Genomic DNA, 684 nt, shown 5'->3' on the forward strand with positions numbered 1-684 from the left:
TTGGCGAGCTTTCTGCGGGCCTTGAGGCTGTGGCGATCGTGTGGTGCGCGCACGAGGTTGATGGCCATGTGGCGCACGACTGCCATGTTCTGCGGGCCTGATCCGGTCCGCAGCCGCACGAGGTCGTCGTGGAAGACGACGTCGAGCACCCAGTGCAGGCGGTTCTCGATCTGCCAGTGCGCCCGCACGGCGGCGGCGAAGGTCTTGGCGTCGAGCCTCGCTGAAGAGAGATAGTAGCGGCGCTCGTGTTCGATCCGGCCGGCGCGTTTGACCTGCGTCTCGATCATGCCGATCATCGCCAGATGAGGCATGTGCGGCGCATCGGGGTAGCGGCGATCCGAGGTCAGCCAGCTGACGTCGTGGCACACGCTGGCCCGGCGGCGTTCAAGGCGACCATGATCGTTGTCGAGGGTCTCGTGTGTCTCCACGATCAGGTCGCCGGGATCGGCGAAGACGCGCACGACGTCGTCGTGGGTGGCGGGGCGGTTGGCCTTGAGCGCCAGCAGATAGTCGCCGCCTCGGGCCACGATGGTCTCGGCGATGGCGGTCTGGGTGCCCATCGCGTCGATGGTGACGAGGGCGCCCCGGAGTTCGAGCCGGTCCAGAAGGCACGGGATGGCGGTGATCTCGTTGCTTTTGTCGGCCACCGCCTCCTGGCCGAGGTGGTTCTTTTAAACATCTGAA

Annotated in this window: 1 protein-coding gene; it reads right to left on the minus strand. The window is 66.1% G+C overall.

The genetic code is table 11. The features are described 5' to 3' along the window. Positions 1-647 (minus strand): ISAs1 family transposase (locus VP06_RS32515; protein ID WP_425350979.1); only part of this gene is annotated, 647 nt, incomplete at its 3' end. Positions 648-684 lie beyond the last annotated feature (37 nt).

The sequence above is a fragment of the Methylobacterium aquaticum genome (genome assembly GCF_001043915.1).
Taxonomy (GTDB): Bacteria; Pseudomonadota; Alphaproteobacteria; order Rhizobiales; family Beijerinckiaceae; genus Methylobacterium; species Methylobacterium aquaticum.